Source organism: Rhizobium sp. YJ-22, from assembly GCF_029601685.1.
In the GTDB taxonomy this organism is placed as follows: domain Bacteria; phylum Pseudomonadota; class Alphaproteobacteria; order Rhizobiales; family Rhizobiaceae; genus Metarhizobium.
In genome coordinates this window covers 1-22215 of sequence record NZ_JARRIR010000028.1, presented here as the reverse complement: position 1 = coordinate 22215, position 22215 = coordinate 1, and the positions used below count along the sequence as shown (strand labels likewise).

Annotated in this window: 17 protein-coding genes and 1 pseudogene; 12 read left to right on the top strand and 6 right to left on the bottom strand. The window is 60.6% G+C overall.

Annotated elements, in window-relative coordinates:
• Positions 1–18 precede the first annotated feature (18 nt).
• The 6 genes from P7F60_RS29325 (at position 19) to P7F60_RS29300 (ending at position 7762) form a co-directional block, all read left to right on the top strand.
• On the top strand, positions 19–1542 hold the full coding sequence (locus P7F60_RS29325) for a tubulin-like doman-containing protein (protein ID WP_277921074.1): 1524 nt from the start codon (positions 19–21) through the stop codon (positions 1540–1542).
• A gap of 11 nt (positions 1543–1553) precedes the next feature.
• Positions 1554–1880 carry a hypothetical protein gene (locus tag P7F60_RS29320; RefSeq protein WP_277921073.1) on the top strand — a complete coding sequence of 109 codons (327 nt, stop codon included), beginning with the start codon at positions 1554–1556 and terminating at the stop codon, positions 1878–1880.
• A 103-nt stretch (positions 1881–1983) separates the two neighbouring features.
• Positions 1984–3678 (top strand): hypothetical protein, encoded by a 1695-nt coding sequence (locus P7F60_RS29315; RefSeq protein WP_277921072.1) that lies wholly within the window; start codon positions 1984–1986, stop codon positions 3676–3678.
• A 70-nt stretch (positions 3679–3748) separates the two neighbouring features.
• Entirely contained in the window at positions 3749–4564 is an 816-nt protein-coding gene (locus P7F60_RS29310; RefSeq protein ID WP_277921071.1) for a CbbQ/NirQ/NorQ/GpvN family protein, read from the top strand.
• Between the two features lie 50 nt (positions 4565–4614).
• Positions 4615–6567 (top strand): nitric oxide reductase activation protein NorD, encoded by a 1953-nt coding sequence (locus P7F60_RS29305; RefSeq protein WP_277921070.1) that lies wholly within the window; start codon positions 4615–4617, stop codon positions 6565–6567.
• 46 nt (positions 6568–6613) lie between these two features.
• Entirely contained in the window at positions 6614–7762 is a 1149-nt protein-coding gene (locus tag P7F60_RS29300; RefSeq protein ID WP_148657857.1) for a hypothetical protein, read from the top strand.
• 153 nt (positions 7763–7915) lie between these two features.
• Here the strand turns inward: P7F60_RS29300 and P7F60_RS29295 are convergent, their stop codons facing one another.
• From P7F60_RS29295 to P7F60_RS29280, 4 genes and pseudogenes are all read right to left on the bottom strand, one after another.
• A complete protein-coding gene (locus tag P7F60_RS29295; protein WP_148657865.1) occupies positions 7916–8782 on the bottom strand; it encodes a class I SAM-dependent methyltransferase in 867 nt (288 codons plus the stop codon).
• 13 nt (positions 8783–8795) lie between these two features.
• On the bottom strand, positions 8796–9602 hold the full coding sequence (locus P7F60_RS29290) for an ABC transporter ATP-binding protein (protein ID WP_148657858.1): 807 nt from the start codon (positions 9600–9602) through the stop codon (positions 8796–8798).
• Positions 9599–10627 (bottom strand): iron ABC transporter permease, encoded by a 1029-nt coding sequence (locus P7F60_RS29285; RefSeq protein WP_259030777.1) that lies wholly within the window; start codon positions 10625–10627, stop codon positions 9599–9601. Before P7F60_RS29285 ends, P7F60_RS29290 begins: the two co-directional genes overlap by 4 nt.
• A pseudogene (locus P7F60_RS29280) lies at positions 10624–11571 on the bottom strand (ABC transporter substrate-binding protein); the annotation flags it as partial. The gene P7F60_RS29285 and the pseudogene P7F60_RS29280, both read right to left, overlap by 4 nt.
• Positions 11572–11629: 58 nt before the next feature.
• Between P7F60_RS29280 and P7F60_RS29275 the strand changes: the two are divergent.
• The 6 genes from P7F60_RS29275 (at position 11630) to P7F60_RS29250 (ending at position 19068) form a co-directional block, all read left to right on the top strand.
• A complete protein-coding gene (locus P7F60_RS29275) occupies positions 11630–11956 on the top strand; it encodes a hypothetical protein (protein WP_277921068.1) in 327 nt (108 codons plus the stop codon).
• Between the two features lie 342 nt (positions 11957–12298).
• Entirely contained in the window at positions 12299–13336 is a 1038-nt protein-coding gene (locus P7F60_RS29270; protein WP_148657860.1) for an aliphatic amidase, read from the top strand.
• Positions 13337–13402: 66 nt separating this feature from the next.
• Positions 13403–14242, top strand: a complete 840-nt coding sequence (locus P7F60_RS29265; protein ID WP_148657861.1) for a CbbQ/NirQ/NorQ/GpvN family protein — start codon at positions 13403–13405, stop codon at positions 14240–14242.
• Complete coding sequence (locus P7F60_RS29260) at positions 14242–16449, top strand: VWA domain-containing protein (protein WP_259030775.1); 2208 nt, start codon at positions 14242–14244, stop codon at positions 16447–16449. Before P7F60_RS29265 ends, P7F60_RS29260 begins: the two co-directional genes overlap by 1 nt.
• Positions 16450–16496: 47 nt before the next feature.
• A complete protein-coding gene (gene acs / locus P7F60_RS29255) occupies positions 16497–18452 on the top strand; it encodes an acetate--CoA ligase (RefSeq protein WP_259030774.1) in 1956 nt (651 codons plus the stop codon).
• A 16-nt stretch (positions 18453–18468) separates the two neighbouring features.
• Positions 18469–19068 (top strand): adenylate kinase, encoded by a 600-nt coding sequence (locus tag P7F60_RS29250; protein WP_148657863.1) that lies wholly within the window; start codon positions 18469–18471, stop codon positions 19066–19068.
• 248 nt (positions 19069–19316) lie between these two features.
• Here the strand turns inward: P7F60_RS29250 and P7F60_RS29245 are convergent, their stop codons facing one another.
• Positions 19317–20066 carry an amino acid ABC transporter ATP-binding protein gene (locus P7F60_RS29245; protein WP_277921067.1) on the bottom strand — a complete coding sequence of 250 codons (750 nt, stop codon included), beginning with the start codon at positions 20064–20066 and terminating at the stop codon, positions 19317–19319.
• A gap of 9 nt (positions 20067–20075) precedes the next feature.
• Positions 20076–22215: Tn3 family transposase (locus P7F60_RS29240; protein WP_277921066.1), on the bottom strand; the 2140-nt coding region annotated here is incomplete at its 5' end.

Here is a 22215-nt window from a genome sequence, read left to right as displayed (position 1 = left end):
TGTTGAGAGGTTTCAGAAATGTCCGTTAACGTAGGCCTCGACATCGACCGCGGTCGGCCGCTTCCCGCTATAGGTACGACCGAAGCGAAGCTCCAGCAGAGAAAACTGGACGCCCTACGTCGCGGCGTTCACCGCATCCAAGACCACACCGAGATGCCTTTCGGTATCCATCTCGTAGGCATCGGCGGCGCGGGCTGCCGGGTGATCGAGGAATTCCTGAGCACGGCCCCGGAAAACCTGCTCGACAAGCCCGGTTCGAGGTTCACCGCCCTCGCGATCGATGTCGGCGACGATGACCTCCTCAAGGTGCGTACTTCTGCGACCAGGTTCCCAGAGGAGCGCACCCAGGTTGAAACGGTTGCGCTCGACATGGCGTCGTCGGAGGAGCTGCAGGAGGTCGTCGGGAAATACGCGGATTTCCTCAAGCTCGAATACCCCATGTACCATCCGAACCCCGGTTCAACCTCGTGGTTGCCTTCGGGGAAGTCGATACGGGCCGAAGACGGGTCGATGACCCGGGCAGGTTCGAAGGCGCTATACGGCCAGGCGTATTACGATGCCGACAGGCCGATGCAGAAGGCCTTGAAACGGTTCGTCGCCAGCGTCGAAAAGACAGGCGGCAATTCGATCGTGTGCATCGTTTTCGGTCTGGTCGGCGGTACCGGTAGCGGGATCGCCATGGATCTGGCCCGCCATCTCTCCTCGGTCCAGTTCGGCCGCCGGGTCCTCGTGACGGGTCTTGGGATCGCGCCGCATCCCGACGAGGTCACCCCCGACAAACTGACGCGGCTGCATGCTGTCTTCTCCGAGCTGGACGTCCTCTGTGACGAGACCAAGAACGCGGGGATCACGCTCTCGTGCGGCGACCTGTTCAAGAACCCGTTCACCGCGGGTTTCATGATCATTCCCCAGCCTGCGAACGTCAGCGTGTCGGAAGCCCGGGAAGAAGTGAGCAAGCGGCTCGCGAAGCTTATATTCGAACGTCGCGGAGCGAACGTCTGGGAGGCCCTTAGGCTACTCAACTGGGTTGCCGCGCCCTCCACGCAACATTCGGCCGCGAGAACGCCCTGGGGTTCTAGGTGGATACACATGATCGGTTCCGCGCCGGACGGAAGCGGCTCGTCGAACCGCGACTTGCGGAAAGACCTCGGGCTGCTCGAGGACTATCAGCCGGAATTTCTCGAATTGAGGACGTCGGGAACGATCGACGAAAGCGAACGCAAAGCCTGGACAGAGGCGCTGGATTCCGCTTTCAGCCCTGAAGCACCCACGTGCGCCACGGACGGCGGCTCGCCGGGCATCGTTCAATACCTGTTGCCGCGTCTCGCGCTCAAGGACCTGTCGGTTTTCGAAGCCGCTCGGAATGCCTACGACGAAGCCGACCCGCTCCATCGGCAGTCGGAACACGCGCTGTTGCTCGACCAGGGAATTGTACTTTGCGAGCCGTCGACCGCGATCGAGGGAATGGCGGGCGCGAGCCTCGGCGGCGGAACCCAGTGGATCGCCGTACCCCGCGATCAGCTGCGCGGCGAATACGCGTAACGGAGGGCGACATGGCACTCGATTGGGAAACGGTGAAGGCAAAGTACGGAAACGGCTACCAGGTCCCGACAATCCGGGGAGGGAAGTTCGTGAACATCACCCGCGTCGACGACGAGGCGATCTACATCGAGAGCCCGATCTGGAGCGCGACACTGCAACGCAAGAATCTGGAAGCGGGGGTGGCGCTAATCGAGGAGGGCGTCATCTCGCGTGATCCCGGGCTCTTCGTCGAAGACTACATGATCTACGTGGCGCACGAGCGAGCGAGTTCGGTCGCCCACATTCTCCGAGACCTCGGAATTCTCGATCAGACGGAGACGTTCAGTATCCGTTGTTGATGGTGGCCAACTGCAACCCAACTCACGCGGACGAAAGAGGCACGCCACCTGGCTCCGATAACCGCGCCGGCATAACCAATCACATCCAGAGGAGATACATAACATGGCATCGTCATCAATGTACCACAGCGCGACGGGTACCCAGTCGCCCCATTGCATCCACGCGATCGGCATCGGCCGCACCGGGGCCGCCTATATCGAAGCGCTGCTCCGGACGGGCGAGATCGAAGACCTTCTGGCTTCCGATTCCCGCGCCACCTGCGCCGTGATGATCGTCGATATCGGCGAGCAGGACATGAACGTCGCGATCGACTACGCCAACTCGTTCAAGCAGCGCCTGCAGTCCCGCAGCGTTTCTGCCGACAGGTTCAATTTCCAGGCGATCGCGCTACCCGTCCCGGACAAGCAGGAGTTCTTCGAAGGCCTTAACCGGACCCGCGAATTCCTCAAGCTGGAGTATCCGCGCTACTACTGGAACCCGAACTTCGAATCCTACGTCTCGCACAAGTACGTGCTCCCCGAAGCCGGAAGCCACTTCCCGCGCCTGGTCGCCAAGGGCATCTACGCGAACGCCTACTACGCCGGCGATCGCCCGATGGACGTAGCCCTGCGCAGTTTCGTGGACACCGTCGAGCAGGCACAACTGCCCTCCATGGTCCTCGTTCCGTTCAGCATCGCGGGCGGCACGGGCAGCGGCATCGTCGTCGACCTCGCACGCCATCTCTCCAACCTCAAGTTCGGTCGCCGCATTCCGGTCATCGGGGTCGGCCAGCTCTCGCATGTCGGTGACGGCGAAGAGGTTCACAACGGTGCGGGCCAGTACACAGCGCTCAACGAAATCGACTGCATGCTCGACGACGACAAGAACGCCGGCGTTACCGCCGTCTGGGGCGAGCCCTACCGCAACCCCTTCACCGGTGGCTTCTTCGTCGTCAATCCTGAACACAGCTGGCATCGTCTGACCGCCTACACGACAACAGGCGAGAAGGAAGTCCGCCAGAGCTTCCGCCAGATGGTCACCAACCGCTTCGTCGCGGACAGCTTCATGCGGTTCGCCGTCATGGACTACGGCCGCGTCCTCTTCCGCGCCCTTCGCCCGGCGGGTTTCACGGGTGCTCCCCACGAAACCCTGTCCTCGAAGTCGCGCAACTGGACCCTGTTCGATGTCGCGAAGCTGACCCATCCCGGCGTTCAGGTGCTCCCGGGCGAGGCGGCCTCGAAGTGGCAGGCGACGATCGCCCAGTGGATCGACTTCATTCCGCAGTACAGCGGTCTGCGGGACGGGTTCAAGACGGACTATGCCGAGGTCCACATCCACGCATCCCGCGACATGGGCTTCGACAACATCGAAAAGGGTATCAAGGAACTGGTGTCCAAGAACTACCTTCTCGAAGGCGACTCGACCTACCAGACTTATAACCACGAGTTCTTCGATGTCCTGACCTCGTACGCCAACGTCATCATGCCCGGCGTCGCGAAGACCGATCTGCATGCATTCTGGGAAAGCCAGAAGGCGTACGACAAGCTCGACTGGGAAACCAAGCTGCACGAGCATGCCTGGCTCGTGGATATCGGACCGATGCTCTCGGAGCCCGCGATCCGCTTCGAGGGCATGGCCGGGGAATGCATCTGGGGCTGCGCATGCTGGGTCGTCGTTCCCTACGACCAGCTCCGCGGCGACAAGCTGCCCCCGCCGAACCGCAAGGTCATCCGCGAGGAAGCCATCGCCATGATGACCAAGACCGTCGTCAAGACGCCGGGCGGCGAAGCCAAGAAGCTCGCGAAGGCTCACGCCTGATCCGACAGCAGCGACACTGAAACCCGGAGCCGCGCCCACGCGCGGCTCCGAACCAGAGGGGTGAGGGCAAATGCACGAAAAACTCCAGTCATTGATCATCGAAGACGAGCCGTACTACCGCAGCAGCGGTAACGAGGTCGCTCTTTTCAGCGCCGCCATGAAGCGCAAGCTCCCTATGATCCTCAAGGGCCCGACGGGTTGTGGCAAGACCCGGTTCGTCGAGCATATGGCCTGGCGTCTCAAGCTGCCTCTTGTCACGATGGCCTGCAACGAGGACATGACGGCTTCCGATCTCGTCGGACGCTGGCTCCTCGATGCCGAAGGCACGCAATGGCATGACGGCCCTCTGACCACGGCCGTGCGTTATGGCGGCCTGTGTTATCTGGACGAGGTCGTCGAAGCTCGCCAGGACACGACCGTTGTCATTCATCCGCTGACCGACGATCGGCGTATCCTCCCTCTCGACAAGCGAGGAGAGGTCGTGAAAGCCCACCCGGACTTCCGCTTGGTTGTTTCCTACAATCCGGGATACCAGAGCGCGGCAAAAGATATGAAGCAATCGACCCGGCAGCGCTTCGGAGCGATCGACTTCGATTTCCTGCCACAGGCGGTCGAAGTCGAAGTGGTAGCACACGAGAGTGGCGTCACTCCGGAGATAGCCACGAGACTGGTCGCCGTGGCGACCCAGTCGCGAGCGCTACGTGGCAGGGGGCTGGACGAGGGTATCAGTACCCGGATGCTCGTCCATTCCGGCTCTCTGATCAGTGAAGGTATCGGTCCACACGACGCCTGCGCGCTGGCGATGACCGCACCGCTTACGGACGATCCGGATCTTCAGGCCGCGATGAGCGGTTTCGTGGAGGCACAGTTCGGTCCACGCCCATGAATGCCCACTTCGAAGCAATTCAGGGTCCGGTGTCGGCGAGAAAGCTCGGGATGCTTCGCGACATCGATGACTGTGCATATGACGCGCTGATCCGCGCGATGCCGCTGATATCCGATTATCTCAAAAACGAGATCGATCTGGCAGACCTGGCTGGGCTGTTGTTGCAGATCGCTAGCGAGAAGCCGGAGGCGGCTCGCGCATTTGCGCACCGAATCGGCTCCGATCCTGCTTTGGTCGGGGATTACCACGGCTTGCGGCGGTGGGCGGTCCATGGGCTGCAGAAGCATCGGAACGATACCAAATGCATGCTCCATCATTTCGAATGGGGCAGCCCGCAGGCGTACTCCGATGAGCAGTCCTTGCACGATACCGAGGAATTATTGCGGGAACGCGGTGCCCTGCTTCATTATCTCGCGGGGTTCGGGTTCTCTGAATTCTCTATCGATCTCCACGAGCCGGATACCGACGGACGCCAAACCCGTGCGGTAACGATCGATGACGGCGTCATTCGCTATCCACGTCGCTTCTACGGCGACACGACTGACCGCGCCCTTCTGCGCCGCGCAAACATCGCGCACGTCGCCGCTCACCTGCGCCATTCTCCGTTGAGACGTCCAGCTGGCAATCGTCGACCCAGTCTGGTGGCTATGACCGCGCTCGTCGAAGACGCCCGCGTCGAACGCCTGATGGTCCAGGAATATCCCGGATTGAAGGCGCTGTGGGGTGGCTATCACACAGCGACCCCCGAGGTGTCCGGTTTCGATTTCGCAGGCCTGTCGGCTCGCCTGGCGCGGGCGTTGCACGACGACACCTACATCGATGCGAACCCATGGGTCGGCAAGGGACGCGAGCTTTTCGAGGAGGCGGCCTCGAAAGGACTCGACGATGTCAATGCTTTCGACCGCCTGGCGCGTACGCTTGCAATAGACCTCGGCAAGATGCGCCTTGAGCCTTCAGCCGACCGTCAACCGGAACCGATATACCGCGACGACAACGCGATCCTCTGGGGACCGGATACCGCGCTTCCGGAGGACCGCGAGCGTCATTCGGAGATCGAGATCGTTGATGCGCTCCAGGATGGCGAGAAGGCGGAACGGGATGTCGAGGGGATCGACGTCCGCCATAGGTACCGGTACCCGGAATGGGACCATCGACTTTCGGAATTACGGGAGGGGTGGGCCACAGTCGTGGAGGAGGAGTTGCCGCGTAGGAAGACCCGGCCTTCGCTTCAACGGCTTACACAACCGAAAATCACTCTCTCCGCGTCCGCACGGGTTCCGGACAGGGCGGTAAGGCTGACGCGCTTGACCGAGGGCGACGAAATCGACCTCAATGTCGTCGTTGAGAACGTGGTTCAACAACGAGCTCGACTATCCCCGGACGGTCGCATCTTCTGTCGCCATGGTCGTCGTCGCCGGTCCACTTCAGTCGTTCTGTTGATGGATTTTTCGATATCCACGGAGCGCTTCGTGCCCGGCAGCTTTACCAAGGTCATCGACATCGAAAAACAGGCTGCACTCGTCATCGCCGAGGCGATGGAGGCCCAACACGACCGCATAGCCATTCACGGTTTTTCCTCGAACGGACGACACGAGGTTAACTACCGGAGGATCAAGGATTTCGACGAGCCGTTCGGGGAGGAGGCTCGTTCTAGGCTGGCCGCATCTGCAAGCCGCCACAGCACCCGGATGGGCGCGGCGATCAGACATGCGACGGCGCTTCTGGAAGCCGAGGCCGCCGACCACAAGGTCGTCCTTCTCCTAACCGATGGCGAGCCTTCCGATATCGACGTGGCAGAAGACGACTATCTGGTCGAAGACGCCCGCGAGGCGGTCGTCAGCGGCCTGTCGCAGCGGGTCAGAACGTTCTGCGTCACACTCGACCGCCGCGCCGATCACTACGCGCGTCGCATCTTCGGACAGCGGAACTTCCTGATCGCCGAACGCGCCTCGACGTTCGCCAACAATACGAACAGGACGCTGACACGGCTCCTCGCCCTGTGAGCGGAAACTTGTGAACCCCTATACCAACGAGAAACCGGAGGAACAAATGACAGAGAGCAAAACCAACGACGCACCGGAACCACACTGTGTACACGTCATCGGCATAGGTCGGACAGGAGCGGTTTACGTCGAAGCCTTGCTTCGGACCGGCGAGATCGAGGACAACCTCGTCAACGAAGGAACGACGTTCGCCTCCCTGATAGTCGATATCGGTGACGATCACATGCAGGTCGCTAACGATTATGCGAGGTCGTTCAAGCCGCGAATGGCGTCGCGCGGCATACCTGCCGACCGTTACCTCCACGGGAACGTCGTACTTTCGACGCCGGAAGCGGGGGCTGTCGGAAAGCAGCTTGCAGCTGCCCTTCAACAGTTCGCGAACAAGGTGAAAGAAGCCAAGCATCCTTCGACCGTGTTCGTCGCCTGCAGCCTTGCCGGAAAAACCGGAAGCGTGATGGTGGTGAATATCGCTCGCGAACTGGAGAAAATCGGCCTCGGTGATAACGTCCGGGTCGCTGGCGTCGGTCAGCTCAGCCACAGCGGTGACGGAGAATACAGCGACAGCGTCGATCAGACGAAAGCGCTGGACGAGATCGACGCAACCTGCGGCGCGGTGGAAAACAACCCGTTTTCGGGCGGGTTCTATGTCGTTCCGACCGAGCACAGCTGGCAGCGCCTCACCGCCTACACCACGACAGGCGTGAAAGAGGTACGCCAGTCGTTCAAGCAGATGGTCACCAATCGGTTTGTTGCGGATTCGTTCATGCGGTGGGCTGTGTCCGACAACGCTTCGCACCTCATCCGCATGATCAAGCGGTGCGGCGGCAAGCTCAACATGTTCGGCATCGCGAAGTTCAGCCATCCTGGCGTCCAAGTACTTCCGGGACAGGCGCGATCGATCTGGGATGCCGTTTTGCAACAGTGGATTTCGTTCGTGCCGCAGTACTCGGGTTTGAAGGAAGGTTTCAAGACCGACAGTGTCGAAGTCCATATTTACGCCGCGCGGGATATGCGCATCGACGTGATGGAAGCCGAACTCAAAGACATCCTGGTTTCGAACTACCTCAAACAGGGCAGCTCGGACTACCAGGCCTACAAGAACGAGTTCTTCGATGAACTGACCTCCTACGGCAACATTATCTTGCCGGGCATCGGGAAAAAAGATCTCACGGCGTACGGTCGCTCGAACGGATGATCGGCTAGCCATGAGTTGGAGTGCACCTGACGTGGGGTGAGGGCGCTCGAACGGGACGGCGGGCTCTCCAAAAAGAAGCCCGTCTGACCCGATAGAAGTGATCGAAGACCGAATGCCCTTATCAACCGGACAAGGAGACCATAGTTAGAGCCGTTAAAGGCCACCGTGCTTCAGGCTTGCCCATTTGGTGTCGCCAAGATCCGAGCTGTCCCCATGGTACCCGTGGCGTATGAGGGAATAAGGTACAAGGGGACGCTCTGCGACGACTGCAAATCGCGCGTAGAATAATGTCCGTAGCCTGTTCCGCAGCGTTGCGCGTTGACGCTGTGCCGATGTTATCGGCCCATGCTCGACCCGGGAGATCGCCGTATATCCGGTCTCGTCGAGAAGCTGGGCGATCATCTCGAATGTCAGACCTTCGCTGAAAGGAAGCCGGGCCATGATGCCGGCATGTTTCTCCGTCATGACGTTTTCGTATAGGGGATCATGACCGATGAATCGCTCGAGGCACCGTACGCCGATTTCGGCGCACCGTCCGATGAACGGCTTGGTCGCCCAATTGCCGTCGAAGACGATTAGCTTGCCACCCGGCTTGAGCACCCGTAGCCATTCTGCAATAGCCTTACGCGGGTCCGTCAGCGTCCAGACAAGGTGACGGCAAACGATCGCGTCATAGGTATCGTCGGCCTCCATCGTGTTTTCCGCATCCCCGAGAACGAAACGCACTTTAGAGGACCCGCTGTGTTTTTTCCGGGCGACCGCGAGCATCTTCTCGGAAAAGTCGATTGCCGTTACGTCATGCCCTAACGAGAGAATGACCTTCGTTATTTCGCCGGTCCCGCAGGCAAGCTCGAGGACCTTCTTATCCCCGTCTCCCAGAATGCTCCGGATAGACGCCGTCCAGGCATCCTGTTCGGGTCCGGGGGCGATGCGATGCCCGAAGGCCAGGTCAAAGGTCTCCGCTCTGAGGGACCAGTACTCCCGGATGTCTTCTTTGAGATCGTAGTTCCGCGGGTTCACAGGTTTCCCTTCCTCAACTAGCGGCCCTGAGCCTGCCCTCGCGAGCCAGATCAACCCGACCGCGCGGCAGGAAACGAATGTTACAGCTGCCGTGTCCGATGGTTTCTACCTCGGCCTCGACGCCGAAGACTTCGCGGATGCAACGCACCGTAAGCACATCGGACGGCTTGCCGAGCGCAACCAATGACCCGTTTTGCATAAGCGCGATCCGGTCGCAGAACAGGGCCGCATGGTTGAGATCATGCAAGGCAGTGACTACAGTAAGGTCGAGTTTCCCGACCAGATCGAGAAGGTCGATCTGGTGGCCGATGTCGAGATGGTTGGTCGGTTCGTCAAGCAAAAGCACCTTGGGTTCCTGTGCAAGGGCCCGGGCGATATGAAGCCTCTGGCGCTCGCCGCCCGAGAGGGTGTGCCAGTATCGTCCCGCGAGATGATCCATGTCCACGTTTCGAAGCGCCCGGTTCACGGTCTCAGCGTCTACCTGTGTCCAGGGTGTATATGCGCCGAGGTGAGGAGTGCGGCCAAGCTCTACCGCCTGACGCGCGGTGAGGCGTTCTCCGGTCTCCGCTTGCTGCTCCACCAGGGCGATGCTTCGGGAAACGTCGCGCCTGCCGATTTTCGACAGCGGTTGACCATCCAGTGTTACACTGCCGACCTGAGGCTTGCGTATTCCGGAAAGAAGGGACATCAACGTCGTCTTCCCAGAGCCGTTAGGGCCGACTATGCCGAAGAATTCGCCGTCCGCAACGTCGAAGGAAATCGACTGGAGGAGGGCTGTTCCGCCTATAGACCAAGAGAGGTCATTTGCCGATAGCTTCATGCCCGTTCTCTCTTTTTGGCTAGAATGACGGCGAACACCGGTGCGCCCACCAGCGCGGTCACCACACCGACGGGGAGAACCTGTCCGGGAATGAGGGTGCGCGAGCATATATCCGCGAGGATCATGAAAACCGCGCCGATGAGTGCCGATGCGGGCAGAAGTACACCGTGTCTCACACCTACCAGCATTCTTGCCGCATGGGGGATCACCAGGCCGACGAACCCAATCGAGCCGACGATCGACACCATCGTCGCGGTCATAACGGCAGATGCGCCGATAACGACGATCTGGGTCCGAAGCACGGAAATGCCGAGTGACGCCGCCGAGTTCGAACCGAACGCGAACGCGTCGAGCGCACGCGAGTGCCATAGACAGATGACGAGGCCAAGGAGGGTTGCCGGAACAGCAAGGTACGCGTCTGGCCACCTTACGCCGGACAGGTTTCCGAGAAGCCAGAACATGATGCCACGCGCCTGCTCGGCGGTAGCTGCCTTCGTCACGATAAAGGATGTCAGCGCATTGAAGAGTTGCGATCCGGCGACACCTGCCAGGATGATGGCGGTGGGTCCGGTACCGGTTTTCACGGCGAGGAGGCTAATCAGCAGGAACCCCACGAGCGCTCCGAGGAATGCACCGAGGGGGAGGCTCAGCATACTGGTGCCCAGCCCGAGGATGGCGACACTGACCGCTCCCGTAGAGGCTCCCGCCGAAATGCCGAGAATATAGGGATCGGCGAGAGGGTTGCGCAGCAGGGATTGCAGCACCACTCCGGAGATCGCCAGTGCCGAACCGCAACACGCGGCAACGACAGCCCGGCTCAGCCGATAACTCCATACGATACCTTCATCCAATGGGACGACGGGATATCCGGAACCCCACACCTTGTTGGCGATCGTCTGCCCGACGATCGTCACGGGGATCGCGGTTTCGCCGATCGCGGCCCCCATGCAGACGCTCACCAGGAGGACGGCAACAGCGGCAAGGACCATCCCTGTCTTGAAGAAAGGTGAGCCGGGCCGGGTCATTTCGCGAGCCCGGCCTTCTCGATGGCGGTGGCTAGCGTCTCGATGCCCTCGATCGTGCGTATCGTCGGGTTCATGGCTTGGGCGTCCATCGAAAAGACGTGGCCCCGCTCGACGGATTCCATCAACCGCGTTACGGGGTCGCTCTCGAGAAACGCCATCTTGGATTCGAGGCTGTCCATCGGGTAGCGGCGACGCTCCATCGACCCGGCGACGATGACGGTGGGGTTCTTCTTCGCGATCGTTTCCCAACCGACGGTCGGCCACTCGTCATCTGTCTCGATGACGTTTTTGATGCCGAGCGCGGACATAATGTAGCCGGGCGCACCGTTCTTGCCCGCAACGTAGGGGTCTGATTGCGCAGCGCTCGAGAACCAGAATATCGCTGACACCTTTCCGGCCAGTCCTGCGACTTTCGCCCGTGCCGTTTCCTCTCTATTCTCCAGATCTGCGATGACCTCTTCACCCCTGTCCTGGATGTTGTAGATCGCGGCCAGGTCGCGGATTTCCTGGTAGACAAGCTCCATGGTGAACACCTGATGTCTCACCCCGTCACTTGCGGCCGAATTTTCCTTGCCGACGCAATCCGACGGAGACGTGTAAACCGGAATTCCCAGCTCTTCGAACTGTTCGGGCTTAGCGACGACCCCCTCTGGCCCTACCTGCCATTGGAACTGGACGGTGATCAGATCCGGTTTTTTAGGGAGGACGCTTTCGAAACTCGGATCGTTGTCGGCAAGTCGTTCGATTTTGGAATCGATTTCCTCGTAGCCCTTGAGGACCGGACCTACCCAGAGGGCTGTACCGACGACATTGTTAGCCAGACCCAGTCTGTAGAGAATTTCGTTGCTGCTCTGACCGATCGAAACCGTCCGGGTAGGAGCATTCTCGATCGTGATGTTGCGACCGCAATTCCGTATCTTGAGTGGATACGATGTCTCGGCAGCTTGCACTGTGGACGTCAGCGCGGCCGCGAAAAGGACAGGGCAGAGGGTACGGAGTAGGATGTTCATCGAGTTCCCCTTTATCGGCATTCGTGACCATGTCTCCGGACACGTGCTGCGTTTGATCGCCCGTGTGCGGAAACAAAAAAACCCACGTCTCGCGAAGCGAACGTGGGACGTCGGTACCTTGGATTTGGATGGCGTTGTTGCCAGCGAAGAAAAGCTAGCCAACACGTACTATGACGTCAATAGCTTTCGTTGGCGAATGGCGAGTACCTCCCAAGCGCATTTCCACATTGCTACAGCCAACTCGTTGTTGACTCGAGCCAACCTCTCACCTAGTCTTCGTGAAATCAGTATGGCAAAGATGCCATCGAAATACGGGTGATGTGACCCCACGCTTTTCGCTTTGCGGAACGTGGGTTTTTTTGTGTTCGGTTTTCGCCGGGCAGCCTGTCGGCAAAAGAGCCGAACTACATAGGTGGCAAAAAGGCCCCGGAACGAACTGCCCTCAAGCAGCTCGTTCCGGGGCGTTTTTTATTCCTGCGAGGGAGAAAGAACTTGAGGCGGAGCGATCGGTCAATCGCCGCTCCGGCAGACAACTGTTTCGCGGGGCGGGCCTCCCACCGCTTCGCGTCCATCATGTCCGAGGCCTGCGCTCACGACGAATGCAGGCGTCGGAAAACGACCATCCGCCAAACCCAGAAACTACAACGTGAGGAGAACGACTATGTACCACGGCGATATCACCAGCAGCAAAGACACGGTCGGCGTTGCCGTCGTGAACTACAAGATGCCAAGGCTTCACACCAAAGCCGAAGTCCTCGAGAACGCGCGCAACATCGCGAACATGATCGAGGGAATGAAGGTCGGCCTTCCGGGCATGGACCTCGTGATATTCCCGGAATATTCCACCCACGGCATCATGTACGATTCCAAGGAAATGTACGAAACCGCCTCCCAGATTCCCGGCGAAGAAACCGCGATTTTCTCCGAGGCATGCCGCAAGGCGAATGTGTGGGGCGTCTTCTCGCTGACGGGCGAACGTCACGAGGAGCATCCCAAGAAGGCTCCCTACAACACGCTTATCCTGATGAACAACAAGGGCGAGATCGTCCAGAAGTACCGGAAAATCATGCCCTGGGTTCCGATCGAGGGATGGTACCCGGGCGATTGCACCTACGTGTCCGAGGGGCCGAAAGGTCTCAAGATCAGCCTCATCATCTGCGATGACGGAAATTATCCCGAGATCTGGCGCGACTGCGCGATGCGCGGCGCGGAACTGATCGTCCGCTGCCAGGGCTACATGTATCCGGCAAAGGACCAGCAGGTCCAGATGTCCAAATCCATGGCATGGGCGAATAACGTCTACGTCGCGGTGGCGAATGCTGCGGGTTTCGACGGCGTCTATTCCTACTTCGGTCATTCCGCCATCGTCGGCTTCGACGGCCGAACGCTCGGCGAGTGCGGCACCGAGGAAAACGGCATCCAGTATGCCCAGCTCTCTGTGTCGGCGATCAGGGACGCCCGTAAGAACGGGCAGTCCCAGAACCACCTCTTCAAGCTTCTCCACCGCGGCTACACGGGCCTCATCAACTCTGGTGACGGCGACAAGGGTACGGCTGCATGCCCGTATAACTTCTATGCGAAGTGGATCAGCGATCCGGAGGGCACGCGCGAAATGGTCGAGGCAATGACCCGCGGCACTGTCGGAACGGAAGAATGCCCGATCGAGGGTATTCCCAATTCCACGACCGCCCATCGTTGATGCCGTGATCAGCACTCTCCTGGCGGGCGGCCTGTCCGCCAGGAGAGATCATATAGGGATTTCAGCATGCAGCCCAGGACCAACCTCGATCAAGCTTCCGTCATACCCGACGCCCTGCAGGATTTCGCGATCGTCGAGGAGCCGTTTTATCGCGCCTCCGGTGAGGAAGTCGCGCTGTTCGAGGCCGCTTACCGGATGCGCATTCCCGTCATGCTCAAGGGGCCGACCGGATGTGGCAAGACCCGTTTCGTGGAACACATGGCATGGCGTCTCGGCCAGCCCCTGGTGACCGTTTCCTGTCACGAAGACATGACGGCCGCCGACCTCGTAGGGCGATTTCTGCTCGACGCCGACGGCACCAAGTGGCACGACGGCCCACTCACCATGGCGGCCCGCCTTGGCGCGATATGCTATCTCGACGAAATAGTGGAAGCCAGGCAGGACACTACCGTCGTCATCCATTCTCTGACCGACGACCGTCGTATTCTCCCGTTGGAGAAAAAGAACGAGGTGGTGCGCGCTCATCCGGATTTCAGGATCGTCGTGTCCTACAATCCCGGATATCAAAGCGTCCTGAAGGACCTCAAGGAATCTACAAAGCAGCGGTTTTCGGCGATCGGCTTCGACTACCCGGACGACGTGGCGGAAGCGGAGATCGTAGCGAAGGAAGCGGGCGTGGAGACCGCAATAGCGAGCGCATTGGTTCGCGTCGCGCAGCGGTCGCGCAATCTACGCGGTCACGGTCTCGACGAGGGGGCATCGACGCGAATGTTGATCCATGCGGCCATGTTGACGAGGCAGGGCATTCCGATCGCCCAGGCCTGTCGGATGGCGATCGTTCTCCCTATCACCGACGACCCCGACGTCCGCGAAGCGTTGACCGCCGCCGTATCGGTCTGTTTCTGATGCCTTCGCACGCCGACCTCCTCAATGCCGGGCGATGGGATGCCGAGTGGAAGTCGGCTCACGAAAGAATCGACCAGGCCGGGTACGGTGATCTCGTCGCCAGCGCCTACCGTCGACGGGGACCCGAGCTCGCGGATATCGTGGGGCTGGAGCCCGTACTGAGGTTGGGTCGTGCCGTCTCGGAGTTCGCGATCCGGACGGACAAGCGGACGACTTCCATTCTGCCGGACAGCGCCGTCGCCGTGGCGGAACTACTTCACCGACCGGACGCAGTCATCGAATGGCTGCTCATCGTGGAGAATGCAGCGAAGGCCGCTCCCTCAGCGATCGTCGCGCTGCTGGAGAACAGCGCGAAAATCCTCGGCAGGGTCGATCTCGCCGGGTTCAAAGCGTTCGTGTCGATGGGTATCGCCATCGGACGTCGCCACCCCGAAAGGCAGGCGGCATTCTTCAAGATGGAAGACCCGGAGGCCAGGCGATTCTTCGACGTCGAGGAGGGGGCGGATCGATACGCCGCCCTGCAGGGGACGCTTAGACCGTACCTGCGCGCCGTGTGGGGCATCGAGCCACCCATGCAGGTCGCCGCACCCGACATGCCCGAGCCGATGCGACGCCGCGTGGGGTTCGGAGGCGGGGGCATCCGGATGCCGCCCTCGTTTTCCGGATTCGAGGGTGAAGAGTCGCGTCGTATCTATCGCGCCGCCGTCGCCCACGTCGGCGCTCACCATCACTTCACGGAGCAGCTTTTCCCCGTCGGAGCGTTGAAGCCATTCCAGCTTGCAGTCATTTCCGTGATCGAGGACGCTCGCGTAGAACGCCTGGCGATCCGCGAGTTGCCGGGTCTCGCAGAACTGTGGCTGCCTTTTCATGTCGCCAAGCCCGGCGGTCCGCCCTTGGCCACGTCGCTCCTGGCAAGGCTTGCGAGAGCCCTGATCGACAGCGACTACCGCGACCCCGATGGCTGGATCGAGAAGGGACGAACGCTGTTCGAGCAGGCAGCCGACCTCGATCTGTCCGACCAGTCGCTCAGCAGGACGATCGGCGGTCTCCTCGGCAACGACCTCGGTCAGATGCGTATCCGGTTCGACGCCAAGGGATATGTCGTCCAGCCCGCATATCGCGACGACAACATCGGTATCTGGGATTTCGGCGACGCAGCGGAACCGGCAATCGAAATGCAGGACATCGTCGAAGGCGCTCGGGTCGAGCAGCAGCAGTGTGACGACGGGAAACCGGATGACGAAGCCGAAGACAGAGGCGATAACGAGGCTGTCGGAAAGGTATGCCTGAGCCGCGATGCGTCCGATGGAGTTCTCGTCGCCCGGTATCCCGAATACGATTATCTCGCGCGCAAGGATCGCACCGAGTGGTGTTCCGTTCGAGAACACCGGGTTCCGGAAAAGCCGGCCGACGCGATCATTCTCGCCGAGAGGGCACATGCCGATATCTCGTCGAAGCTGGCGAACATGATCCGTGCCGCGCGGACGGGCCGAACCGAACGCTTGCGACGACAGGCGGACGGCGATGTCCTCGACGTGGACGCCTGCATCGACGCTGCGATTTCCAGTCGGATGAACGTAGCTCCCGATTTCAGGGTCTACAGCCGTTACGAACGGAGAAGTCGAGACCTATCCGTCCTGATTTTGCTCGACGTGTCGAACTCCACCGCCGATGCCGTTCAGGGAGGGACGAGGAAAGTCCTCGACGTGGAGCGCGTTTCAACCGCCCTGTTATCGAGCACGATAGCCGGGCTCGGCGACAAATTCGCCTTGGCGGCATTCTGTTCAGACACACGTGAAGACGTCCGGTATTTCCGGATCAAGGATTTCGCGGAGCCCTACGATCTCAGGACAAAGATGCGTCTCGCCGGGCTGGATAGCGGAATGTCCACCCGGCTCGGAACGGCTATCAGGCATGCTGCCGAGGACCTTTCACGGCAACGAAGCTACCGACGTCTGTTGCTCGTAGTCACCGACGGGGAGCCCTCGGATATCGACGTGGACGACGAGCGTTACCTCGTGGAGGACGCCCGGGCCGCGGTCCATTCAGTCAATCAGAAGGGCATCGACACGTTCTGCGTGGCGCTCGGCTCCGACGCACCGTCCTACGCCGACCGGATTTTCGGTCGCAAGGGAGCGACGACGGTAACGAGGGTCGAGCAACTGCCGTCCCACCTTCCGGCGATTTTTCACAGGCTGACCCGATAGGGGCGAGCCTGGCCAACACATCAAGAGCATAGTGAGGAGGAGTACCGATGTCACAGAAGGTTTATCCGGTACAGCAACCGGTCAAGGACCGCGCGCTTATCGATAGGACCAAATACGACCAGTGGTACGCGGCAAGCGTTAGCGACCCGGACGCATTCTGGGCCGAGCATGGCAAGCGGATCGACTGGTTCAAGCCGTTCTCAGTCGTGAAGAACACGTCGTTTACCGGGGACGTTTCGATCAAGTGGTTCGAAGACGGCGAAACGAACGTCTCCTACAATTGCATCGACCGCCATCTCGACCAGCATGGGGATCGGACCGCGATCATTTTCGAGGGCGACAATCCCTACGTCGACCGCAAGATCACCTACAGCGAACTTCACGAGCATGTCTGCCGCATGGCGAATGTCATGAAGAAGTATGGCGTGAAGAAAGGCGACCGGGTTACCATCTATATGCCGATGGTCCCCGAGGCAGCATACGCGATGCTCGCCTGCGCCCGGATCGGAGCCGTGCATTCGGTCGTATTCGGGGGGTTCTCGCCCGAAGCCCTCGCCGGCCGTATCGTGGACTGCGAGTCGACGTTCGTCGTTACCTGCGACGAGGGCGTTCGCGGCGGCAAGGCGGTACCTCTCAAAGACAACGCGGACAAGGCAATCGACATCGCCGCACGCCAGCATGTGCTTGTCGACAAAGTCCTCGTCGTGCGACGTACTGGCGGCAAAATCGGCTGGGCACCCGGACGGGATGTCTGGCACCACCGGGAGGTCGAGACTGTCGACGCCACGTGCGCTCCGGAAAGCATGAACGCCGAGGACCCGCTTTTCATCCTCTATACGTCGGGTTCCACCGGAAAGCCCAAAGGTGTCGTCCATACGACAGGCGGATACCTCGTATACGCCGCAATGACCCACGAATACGTGTTCGACTATCACCCGGGAGATGTCTACTGGTGCACGGCCGATGTGGGCTGGGTCACCGGGCATTCCTACATCCTATACGGCCCCTTGGCGAACGGCGCGACGACCTTGATGTTCGAGGGCGTGCCGACCTTCCCCGACCAGGGTCGTTTCTGGGAAGTCATCGACAAGCACAAGGTCAACATCTTCTACACGGCCCCGACCGCAATACGGTCGTTGATGGGTGCGGGCGACGAGTTCGTCACCCGGTCGCACCGGTCCAGTCTGCGTCTGCTCGGTACCGTCGGCGAACCGATCAACCCGGAGGCATGGCAATGGTACCACGATGTCGTGGGGCAGGGGCGTTGTCCGATCATCGATACCTGGTGGCAGACGGAAACAGGCGGCCACCTCATTACGCCCCTGCCGGGCGCGACCGATCTCAAGCCGGGATCGGCGACGACGCCGTTCTTCGGTGTCAGGCCCGAACTCGTGGACAACGACGGCAATGTCCTCGAGGGGGCGGCTGACGGAAACCTGTGCATCGCGGACAGCTGGCCCGGCCAGATGCGCACGGTCTACGGCGACCACGACCGCTTCATTCAAACATACTTCTCCACCTACAAGGGCAAGTACTTCACGGGAGATGGCTGCCGTCGTGACGAGGACGGCTACTACTGGATCACGGGGCGCGTCGACGACGTGCTCAACGTGTCGGGCCATCGCCTCGGGACCGCGGAAGTGGAATCCGCTCTCGTGTCGCACGATCTCGTTTCGGAAGCGGCGGTCGTCGGCTACCCGCATGCCATCAAGGGGCAAGGCATCTACTGCTACGTGACACTGATGGCCGCCGCAGAGGAATCCGATGAACTTAGGCAGCAACTCGTCAAGCATGTCCGCAGCGAAATCGGGCCCATCGCCGCACCGGACAAGATCCAGTTCGCGCCGGGCCTGCCGAAAACGCGTTCGGGCAAGATCATGCGCCGGATTTTGCGGAAGATCGCGGAGGATGATTTCGGAGCTCTCGGGGATACTTCCACGCTAGCCGATCCGGCTGTCGTGGATGATCTTATCGCGAACCGTCAGAACAAAGCGGCAGCTTGATAAAAAGGGAACGAACATGAGGCTGATGTTTCTAGGCGCGCCGGGTGCCGGCAAAGGCACACAGGCGGAAATAGTGTCCCGTCGGTACAAGATTCCGCACCTGTCAACCGGAGAGATACTGCGTTCGGAAGTCCGTTCCGGTACAGAACTCGGGCTCTCGATCCGCTCGACTATGGAGGCGGGCGGTCTCGTCTCCGACGATCTCATTTCCGATGTCGTCGCCCGCCGTCTCCAACAAGGCGATGCGGCTCGGGGCTTCATACTCGACGGATTCCCCCGAAACGTGGCACAAGCCCGGTGGCTCGACGGCTTGCTCGCCGACGAGAGGCTAGACGCCGTTGTCGAGCTGGTCGTAGACGAAACCGTTGTACTGGAACGAGTCCTGAACAGGGCCAGGGCCGCACTCGCGAATTCCACAGAGGTCCGGAAGGACGATGACGTCGATACGATGCGGGTGCGTCTGGAGGCCTACCGCGTAGCGACGCGTCCTCTGTCGGCATACTACCGCGAGCAAGGCCTGCTCTTCAGGGTCGACGGAATGAAGGGAGTGCACGAAGTGACCGACGAAATCCTGGGCATCACTGCCCGCGAGACGGTCGCCGAGCAATTCGGTTAGCGACCGCATTTCGAAGCTAACGCGGATGACTCCCTTCGCACCGCCGCCGAAGGGAGCGGATCGGCTGCTGTTCACCCTCGATGCAGCGGCAGCCGATCAATCTTGGGAGGGTATCGCCGGGGTCCGCCGCCGACACCGCTCGGTGCTTCTTCCGGGATACTCCTCTCCGGTCTTGCCGGAGGGGAGTGGTCGTTTGCCGTTCCGTCTGTCGGGAGCGGCAAACGACCTGTTTCGCGCGCGTCGGCGGTTCAGTGCATGATCTGGTTGAGGAAGATCTTCGTGCGCTCCTGTTCCGGGTTGTCGAAGAACCTAGCCGGGGTATTCTGTTCGATGATGCGGCCTCCGTCCATGAAGACAACGCGGTCAGCGACCTGCCGCGCGAAACCCATCTCATGGGTCACGCAAAGCATAGTCATCCCTTCCTCGGCGAGGGTCACCATCGTGTCCAGAACCTCCTTGACCATTTCCGGGTCGAGTGCCGAAGTCGGTTCGTCGAACAGCATTATCTTGGGCTTCATGCACAGCGCGCGGGCTATCGCTACGCGTTGCTGCTGACCGCCCGACAGCTGGCCAGGATACTTGTTTGCCTGTTCGGGAATCCGGACCCGTTCCAGATAGTGCATCGCGATCTCGTCTGCCTGCTTTCTCGACAGCTTTCGTACCGACATCGGTGCCAGAGTGCAGTTCTCGAGGATGGTCAGATGCGGGAACAGGTTGAAGTGCTGGAACACCATCCCGACCTCCCGTCGAACTTCGTCGATCTTCCTGAGATCTCCGGTGAGTTCGACGCCGTCCACGACGATCTTGCCCTGCTGATGCTCCTCGAGACGGTTTATGCATCGGATCATCGTGGATTTTCCGGACCCGGACGGTCCGGCGATGACGATGCGCTCCCCGCGCGAAACTTTGAGATCGATCTCGCGCAGGACCTGGAACTCGCCGTACCACTTCGACACGCCGACCAGTTCCGCTATGGGGCTCCGTGGGCATTTCTGCAATAATACCCGCTAAGGGAAAGCGAAGTTGTTTGGATTGAAACGGTTAGCGCGGATCGGCCTGAAGCGTTCGAGGGGTCGGTCAATTTCGTTCCAGAGATAGTCGCCGGTGAGTGCGATATGAGCCCAGGGAAGTGGTGCGACTTGGGAGAGCAGCTCGGCGGGAATATCGATGCCCTGGGTGCGGACATAATCGACAGCGCGGCTGAGATAGACGGTGTTCCACAGGATAATGGCGTTGACGACGAGGTTGAGACCTGACGCCCGATAGGCCATGGTTTCCGCCACGCGGTTGCGCAGCTCGCCAAGCTGGTGGAGGAAGACCGCCCGGGCAAGGGCGTGACGGCTTTCACCCTTGTTGAGGATGGCATGCGATCTGCGCCGGAGCTTGGTGTCGAGCAACCAGTCGCAGATGAAGATCGAGCGTTCAATCCGGCCCATTTCGCGTAGCGCCTGATTGAGCCGATTTTGCCGAGGCGATGCGGCAAGCTTCTTGAGGATGACGGACGGCGGCACGAGGCCCGCGCCAATCGATGACTTCAGCCGCAAGACCTCATCCCAGTGCTGCTCGATGACATCCATGTTGACGGCTCCCGAGATCAGCGCCCCGAGCGGCTCGTACGCCGCGTCGGGATCGATGACGAAGAGCCTGCGATTGCCGAGATTGCGGATACGAGGAATGAGCCTATAGCCGAAGCCATGGAACATAGCGAATGTCGTTTCGGTCGCGCCGGCGGTATCGGTTGCATGCTCATGGATTTCGACGGAGCTTTCGTTGTGAAGGAGGCCGTCGAGCACGTAGGGCGCTTCGCTCTCGGACGCCTGGATCATCCGGGAGAAGAAGGAGGCGAAACGATTGGACAGGAAGCCATAGACCGAAGCACCTGGTCTTTTGCCGTATTTTGCATTGTATTCGAGGCTGGCTTCACCGCGCCCGCCTGCCGGAAAGAACTGCCCGTCCGAGGAGGAGATATGACCGTCGCCCCAGACCGCGGCGAAGGGATGAGCCTGCTGCGCATCGACCAGCACGGCGGTCGCCGTAGCATAGGTTTCCGAGCGCAGATGCCTATCTACCATCAGCATCATCTGGTGGATCGTGACGCCGCGTGAGCTTTCCGCCATGCGTTCAGCACCGGCGTTGGTGGCGTCGGCAAGGATAGCGGCCATCAGCGCCGGCTCGTCGTTCGCCGTCTCGCCGGTGCGATAGTGTGTGAAGCTGTCAAGGAACCTGGTCCAGCTGTGGACCTCGGCAAGCAGGCTGGTGATCCTGATCCGGGGAACGAGGATGTAAAGACGCCGGCTGAGCGCGACGATCCCGTCACGCTCCTCCTCGCGGATCGGGGAGACCGACAAACCCTTGTCGGAAATAGCCGCATCCGGAATGGCGTTGGCGGCCGCCGCCCTTGCCAGCTCTTTGAGTTTCGCGTCGAGCGTGGCGGTGCGTTCGGCTCGCCATTCGGCAAAGCTGTCAGGGATGGCAAGCCCGAGCCGGCCTTCGGCGCGCATCAGGGCAAAGATCGGTCGAGGCAGAAGATAATCCTCGAAACTGCGCCATGCTCGGCTGCCATCAACCCATATGTCACCGGCCCGCAGGCGCTCCCGAAGGTGAACGAGTACCGCCACTTCCCAAGCCCGAAGGTCGATGGTGACACCGTCCGAGCGCACACGTCGCCGCCACTTGCGGGTCATGAACGCGAACGGCACCTGCGCGGGTAGTTTCCTGCCACTGTAGAGCGCACGCAGATGATCCACTGCCTTCAAAACCGGATCATCGGGACGAAACGACCGGAAAGAGAACGCGCCGAACATGAGCCTGCCCAGCTTTCGCAGCGATTTGTGCCGCTCTATGAGCTCATCGAATTCGTCGCTGCGATCGGGGCGCACGACGGACCTGGCTGCGGCCACGCTGGCGGTCAATCCGTCCCAGCCGAGTGAGACTGCAATTGCGGATGCGAGATCGGTGTTGTTCTCACGGGCGGCCAGAAGCGCCTCGCCAAGCTTGAGATGATCGAGCGCCACCCCATCAAGAATCTCGGCTTCTTTCAGCCGGCGTTCTGTGCGGCTCAGTTCAGCCTTGCGGATTCCGGTCTGAAGCCGGCCGGCATTCCGATTAATTACCGGCCACCGTTCCGATTTGAAGCCGGCCACTATT